Source organism: Shewanella surugensis (assembly GCF_023284005.1).
Taxonomy (GTDB): Bacteria; Pseudomonadota; Gammaproteobacteria; order Enterobacterales; family Shewanellaceae; genus Shewanella; species Shewanella surugensis.
The window spans coordinates 21,796-27,795 of the sequence record NZ_JAKIKS010000074.1 but is presented as its reverse complement, the minus strand read 5'-3'; the positions used below and the strand labels follow the sequence as shown (position 1 = coordinate 27,795).

Genomic DNA, 6,000 nt, shown 5'->3' with positions numbered 1-6,000 from the left:
TATTGGTTTTTCATTTGAGAACCTTGGCCGATTTTGTGAGAGATTGAAGCTTATAGGCAGCTAACCCTCTTTTCTATACCAAAGTGTGTCGGTTATTATGGCAATCTAAGAATCAATAGGACTGGATAATGCATACTCAAGCCCCAATGCCCAAGAGGTGCCGATGCTTTCCATTGTTTGAAATTGTGTTTTTAATCTTATATGACTAATGGGATAGGAGAAGCTGAGCATATAACCTGTATCAATGGGTTGTGATATAGCGACATCATCGTCATAAACGTGTTCTTGCTTTTGATACATTCCGCCGAGTATTAGGTTGGCTATTTCAGTTTGAAAAGTGGCTCGAAAAATATTATAGCCCTTAACATTAACATCATAAGCCATTGCAGCATAAATGAGCGTGTCATTTAACCAGATGTCGCCATATCGTGCGGCAATACTGTAGCCATTTTTAGTCTCTTGCTTTTCATTGGCATTGGCAAGGTAAGTCAGCCCTAAGTTTACTCCTCGCCAGTTTGGTGTTACGTAAGTGGCAGTTTGAGGCAATCGGTCTTGTCCTTTAAATAGATGCTTGATATCGGCGGATAAATAGTTGAATAAGTCGATAATACCTTCGGAGCGTTTTAATAACGTTTTGTCACGCCCTATAGCCAATACACCGAAATCTCCCTGTAGGCCTATATATTGATCTTTAGCTGAAAAGTCATCCTTATCATCTTTTCCACTTTCCATTTATAGGAGATATTATAAAACACGTTAAGGGTGTCGTTGAGACGGCTTTCTCCTCTTATGCCCAAATACCCATAAATATAAATACTCATTTCTGTTTCAGCCGCTTCAATGTATTCAGGGTTGATACTGAGTCGGCCAAATAAAGTGAATATTGTCTTCATTAGCAGATAGGTAAGTGAAGATTAAAATTAAGAATAAATGTTTATCAATCTGATAGGTGTTGTTTTTATGATGCCCAAGTGTTTTCTTTGTGTATATAGGTACAGGTTTGAAGTAGTCATACTAGATAACGGGGATCTGATATAGATTAAGAATAATAAGGATCGATTGGTTACGTAACTAATTAAATAAATTAGACAAAGAGAGTATTAGTCATTTAAAGCTTATTTGTTAAAGTTAATCTTATGGTTGAAGAGACATGATAATGTTAAGGAGTCAGATGTTCATACGTAAAGCGATCCCCAGTGACATTAATGAGATGAGTGCATTAATGATGTGTTCGGCAAAACAGCACATTACGCCTATTTTAGATGAAAAGGCTGAGGTATTGTTATTGAATTCCATGTCTACAGATAAATTAGCGCAATATTTTGATGAGGATCATGATTATTATGTCGCTATTATTGATGATCAGATCGTTGGACTTATCGGTATGAAAGCGGTTTCTCATTTACTTCATTTGTTTGTATCTGATGCTTTTCAGGGTAGAGGACTCGCTAGACGGTTATGGAAAACGGCTAAAATGGCGGCGTTAAATGGCGCAGAGTTAATGGCTTTCACCGTTAACTCTGCAATTAATGCCCAAAAAGTGTATAAAAAATTAGGCTTTGTGCCTATTGACGGGATCAGAACCTGTAATGGATTTTCGGACATCCCGATGACATTAACGCTTTCTAACGTTGATGAAAAAGCGGAATGAGCTATTTAACCTGAACTCGGGATAAGCCGCGTCGCTGAATACCGCTATTTTTGCCCCTATCTGTGTTGGAATTACGAGTAATAGCGGGCTATTACGGTCGAAACTCCGCCTTGATATCGACAATAATGTCGACACTCAGCAGGAAATAAGAAGGTAAACTCACCAGGTAATCCGTAATGGTATGATTTATAAATGAATAAAAGTAAGCCGGACACTCATTACCCCGAGTTCAGGTTATTTAACGGTAGGTTAATCGACTATTATCAAAAATATTTAGAAAGTGTATAAGTGATTAGCCTCTAACTCTAGGTTAATTTAGTCATTATAATCGCTTCATTCCATTCATTAAGAGAAAACATCATGACAAAGTTAACCATTGTTGCCCGTATTCAAGCGAAGCAAGATAAAATTGATTTAGTTAAGTCTGAATTACTAAAGTTGATTGAGCCGACTCGTCAAGAAAAAGGTTGTTTACAATACGATTTACATCAAGATAATACCGACCCAAGTGTATTTATGTTTCATGAAAGTTGGGAAAGCCGTGAACTTTGGCAAACACACATGGGCAATACGCATCTGCAAGCTTATATGGCGGCGACTGATGGTGCTGTTGAAAGCTTTATCCTGAATGAAATGGCACAGATTGCCTAATGTTATATAGCACTCATTAAGTGTTTAAATATAAATAAAGCTCGCATAACGGCGAGCTTTTTAGTGCTGTTTTTTATGTGATGTAGAGTGGAGGCTCGAGGCTATTTAATATCACTATTATGTCTTTATCCTATATGACCTTATTAAGATTATTTTTAATAGGTAACCTCTTGGTTTGCGGCCATCGAGAGGCGTCAGCATTCACGACTTGAGTGGTCTGATGAGTTGGCGCATAATATGCTAAGAATAAAAAGAAGTTTAGGGAAATTAGCGTCAATGCAATTACATCATATAAAAGGTTATATACAGTCTATTTACTTAGTTGAATACCCAGATAAATTATTATTACTTGATGGTTGTAGTCGAGCAGATGTTCCATTATTACAAGAGTACATTCAGGTAAAGCTACAAAGAGAGTTGTATGATTTAAAATTAGTGATGGTGACACACATGCATCCAGATCATGCTGGAGCGGCAGATCTACTTAGGCGTTTAACGGGCTGTAAAATAGCGACGGCTAATGTTTCTGGTCAATGGTATTCAGGGATGGAAGGTCGGTTGATGCACCTAACTGACATACTACTCACCTTATGGGTGGCTAATAAGATGAAAAAGCCAAGACGTAATATATATTACTCCTCTCAATTACAAGCAGATTATCAGCTTAACGATGATGAACGATTACCAGATTTCGATGATTGGAAAGTGATTAGCACTCAAGGGCACACAGACAGAGATATTTCTTTATATCACAAGTTAAGTGATCGTTTATATGTGGCCGATTTAATGGTCAAGGTAAAAACTAAGTTTATTCCACCATTTCCTGTTTTTTATCCTAATCGTTATCGAGATTCGTTGAAAAAGGTACAAAGCCTTAATCCAAAAATAGTGGCATTGGCTCATGGCGGGGAAGTGAAGCTCACAGCAGAGGACTATCGTTCACTCATACAGCACGCGCCAAAAACGCCAATGACTCACTGGCGATCGGTGAAAGCAAAATTAAAGAAGGTATTCAGTTGAACAGAATAAGGCTTTTAGTAATACCTTACGAAATATTATCATATTGTTTTTTTTGTGTTCGTTTTCGTTGTTTTTTATCTAAAGAAATTTTGCTTTTTTTATGCGCATTAAATGATGTATTTTAAAATCATGCGAGTGACTTTTTATTAAAGATGAAGTGTGAATTGATTTTTATATGTTTTGATAAACACGGCGAAATATGGATACTCGCATGGTAAGTGATAAGGGAAATAGAGTGAAAATAAAAATTATAAGTTTAGCTATGTTGGTGTTTTTATCTGCTTGTGGTGGTGATAATAGCCAAGAAGAAAAAGAAGTGATGCTTCTACCTGTAATACAAAGTGATAAAGTGGACGTGATTGATGATGAAACGGTGATCATTGATGTGTTAAGTAATGATAGTTTCAGCTCTGGTAGTTTATCGATCACAGGGATTGATATTGAGCCTCTTTATGGTTCGGCCACCATTAATAAGAATAAGATAACATATACACCTAATAAGGGGTATGCAGGGTTAGATACGCTGACCTACAGTGTTAACAATATCGCTGTAGCAACAGAAGTTGAGATTAGCGTATATCAAAGTTTGACTCTCTTTGGTCAAGTGATAGAAAGCACTTTGTTGAATGCAGATGTAAATGTTCAAATTGGCGACGAGGTTGTAACGAGTCAAATTGATACAGATGGTTACTATGAACTGGATGTAAAGTTAAATAGTCTAAATGATATTCTAACTATTCGTGCAAAAGGTCATGAAACCAATGAGCAACAGTCAATCGAGTTAATTTCTCATGCGGGGGAGATGCAAACTTTATTCAATAAGGCGGGCGACGATCGTACCTTATCCAGTGAAGAGCTAAGTACGCTTAAGCTATCAGCTTTATCGACAGCCAGTTATTTACATACGATTGAGCTTAATAATAGCCAAGCGTTGATTAAAGGTGAAAGCTTAACAGCTTTCCTTGACAATATTTCCACAGAAGCATTATTGAATACAGCGGGCTTTATTCAGTTAATTATTAAGCACAGTGATTACCCTATTGAGGATAATACTACGATTTTGAGTGTATTGATGCCGACTTCAACGGATGAGAAAAGTTCGGTTTCAGTGCAAACGCGTATTAATGATTATTTAGCATCACATAATCTTATTGATGAAAATGGTCTCCCTCTTTCAAGTTATCAAACTAATTTAGCATCAGCAATTGATGGAATACTTGCAGATACCGATTTAATCGGACGTTTTACAACGGAGATATTAGAAGAGCGCCATATTGCACAAATGGAGCCAACAAGGGAAGGTTGGCTGTCACCTAATATTAGAGGTTTGGCTTTTTATTCTAACGGCATTGGTACTGAGTCAGATTTTGATTATTTGTATGCAGATAAGTTTAGTGACATGAATTGGCACGTTGACAATAATAGTCTGGCGTTAACATTAGCAGATGATATAAAATTGATGAATGTCGGTGATGTGCAAGCTGAATTATATGGGAAGTTTTCTTACGACACACTGAATTTATTACATGACTTTATTAATCAACATAGCGTAATACAACTATATAAATCGGTTAAGGAAAAGCAACGTATTCAACTCATTCATGATACAGGTTCCAGCTTTAAAGTCGTCATAGAAAGTGAGATTACTGAAGAGGTTAGTTTTGGTCATGAATATTATGATGAGTTGTGGAGCGGTGAGCCGTTAGTTTATCAAGCACCGACAACGAAACATTATTCTACTTTTCAATATGATTTTCCATCTTTATGGCTAAATAAGACGTTGGAAGACTTACAAGGAAGCTGGCTATTACCTCTAGTATATTATTCTGAATTATATTGGAGTGATGATGAATTAATGGATGCCAGTGATCGGGTATCCATTTCAGGAAATATAGCCAATGGGGCACTTTCAGGTTATCAATTTTTAGCGACATTAGATAATGGAGTGTTGAGTTTAGTTGATGGTGATATTGAGTTTAGAGTGCTCCCGTTTAAGTTGTCTGGAAAAGCAATGCTCGCGCAGGTTCAATACCTTAAGTCAGGGGTCTTAACTGCATTTTATTATTATCCTATTGCTCAATTTGATGCGAGTTATACAGCCTTAACGGATATAAACCTGACTCATGGGATGGAGATAATTTATTGGTACAAAATGTGTTTGGCTATCAATTTTCAGTGGGAGGAGAAGCAGAGACCTCTATTGCTAAATATACTGAGAATGACTACTTCTCGTCGATTGGTGCAACTTGGGCAGTGGATGAGAATAAGGTTAAATTGATACTAGACCTCGGTAGTAGGTATAAAACTGAAAGAACGTGGGAGGTCATTGCTGTTGATGCTAGCAATAGAGCAATCGTTCTTGAGTATAGAACGGCTGAATCTGATTTTAATGGTGACGGTAATATCACTAAAGAATATTTTACAGAGCCTAGAATAAACGTCATTACGCAAGGTGATTTAAGCCACTACGAAGATATCTGGCAAAATACCTTAGATCGTGGTGGATTGTAATCTCGCTAAAATAACCAGTGATCCATTAAAGGCGAGAATAGCAATATTCTCGCCTTTTTTATGGCGGTGGGCTCGTTAGTTTATCCCCATAACTATTGAGAGATATTTTAAATGCTGATGGCTATAGTGCTAAGGGCATCCTATGCTGGATAGAAGATCACCTACAC

Annotated in this window: 6 protein-coding genes; 5 read left to right on the top strand and 1 reads right to left on the bottom strand. The window is 37.0% G+C overall.

The window, feature by feature from the left end; genetic code table 11:
* Positions 1-105: 105 nt before the first annotated feature.
* Positions 106-732 carry a porin gene (locus L2764_RS17055; RefSeq protein WP_248941506.1) on the bottom strand — a complete coding sequence of 209 codons (627 nt, stop codon included), beginning with the start codon at positions 730-732 and terminating at the stop codon, positions 106-108.
* Positions 733-1,171: 439 nt separating this feature from the next.
* Between L2764_RS17055 and L2764_RS17050 the strand changes: the two genes are divergently transcribed.
* From L2764_RS17050 to L2764_RS17030, 5 genes are all read left to right on the top strand, one after another.
* Positions 1,172-1,651 carry a GNAT family N-acetyltransferase gene (locus L2764_RS17050; RefSeq protein ID WP_248941504.1) on the top strand — a complete coding sequence of 160 codons (480 nt, stop codon included), beginning with the start codon at positions 1,172-1,174 and terminating at the stop codon, positions 1,649-1,651.
* A gap of 360 nt (positions 1,652-2,011) precedes the next feature.
* Positions 2,012-2,302, top strand: a complete 291-nt coding sequence (locus L2764_RS17045) for a putative quinol monooxygenase (RefSeq protein WP_248941503.1) — start codon at positions 2,012-2,014, stop codon at positions 2,300-2,302.
* Between the two features lie 276 nt (positions 2,303-2,578).
* Positions 2,579-3,322 carry an MBL fold metallo-hydrolase gene (locus tag L2764_RS17040; protein WP_248941523.1) on the top strand — a complete coding sequence of 248 codons (744 nt, stop codon included), beginning with the start codon at positions 2,579-2,581 and terminating at the stop codon, positions 3,320-3,322.
* Between the two features lie 235 nt (positions 3,323-3,557).
* Positions 3,558-5,600, top strand: a complete 2,043-nt coding sequence (locus L2764_RS17035; RefSeq protein ID WP_248941501.1) for an Ig-like domain-containing protein — start codon at positions 3,558-3,560, stop codon at positions 5,598-5,600.
* Entirely contained in the window at positions 5,597-5,833 is a 237-nt protein-coding gene (locus tag L2764_RS17030) for a hypothetical protein (RefSeq protein ID WP_248941498.1), read from the top strand. The genes L2764_RS17035 and L2764_RS17030 overlap by 4 nt, the downstream gene beginning before the upstream one ends.
* Positions 5,834-6,000 lie beyond the last annotated feature (167 nt).

What these genes read in the sequence shown, in the direction of transcription:
- L2764_RS17040 (WP_248941523.1), top strand. Translation starts at nt 2,579, where the DNA reads ATGCAATTACATCATATAAAAGGTTATATACAGTCTATTTACTTAGTT.
- L2764_RS17055 (WP_248941506.1), bottom strand. Translation starts at nt 732, where the DNA reads ATGGAAAGTGGAAAAGATGATAAGGATGACTTTTCAGCTAAAGATCAA.
- L2764_RS17045 (WP_248941503.1), top strand. Translation starts at nt 2,012, where the DNA reads ATGACAAAGTTAACCATTGTTGCCCGTATTCAAGCGAAGCAAGATAAA.
- L2764_RS17050 (WP_248941504.1), top strand. Translation starts at nt 1,172, where the DNA reads ATGTTCATACGTAAAGCGATCCCCAGTGACATTAATGAGATGAGTGCA.